The organism is Pseudomonas sp. HY2-MNA-CIBAN-0224, assembly GCF_040310285.1.
Lineage (GTDB): Bacteria > Pseudomonadota > Gammaproteobacteria > Pseudomonadales > Pseudomonadaceae > Aquipseudomonas > Aquipseudomonas helleri.
The window spans coordinates 1-285 of record NZ_JBEOPQ010000390.1; the positions used below are offsets into that span (position 1 = coordinate 1).

General features: G+C 50.9%; 1 protein-coding gene and 1 pseudogene. Both read left to right on the plus strand.

The features are described 5' to 3' along the window. Positions 1 to 143: pseudogene (locus AAEZ03_RS29330) on the plus strand (2-alkenal reductase); the annotation flags it as partial. Beyond that, a partial coding sequence (locus AAEZ03_RS29335; RefSeq protein ID WP_502947963.1) for a PDZ domain-containing protein occupies positions 138 to 285 on the plus strand: 148 nt, incomplete at its 3' end. The pseudogene AAEZ03_RS29330 and the gene AAEZ03_RS29335, both read left to right, overlap by 6 nt.

The window sequence follows — 285 nt, forward strand, 5'->3', positions numbered from 1 at the left end:
GTATTAATACGGCTATTTACTCACGCTCTGGTGGCTCGATGGGCATTGGTTTTGCTATCCCGACCGCCCTAGTTGAGCAAGTGATGAATGCTCTGATCAAAGATGGTAAGGTCAGTCGCGGCTGGCTAGGTATTGAGATACAGTCGCAGCTTCGGGATCCGACGCAGCTTGAAACCTCGACGGGTGTAGAAGTGCTAAATGTTATCGATAAAGGTCCAGCTGCCAAGAGTGGTCTGCGCGTTGGCGATATCATCCTGACGATTGATGGCGTTGAGATGACCGATG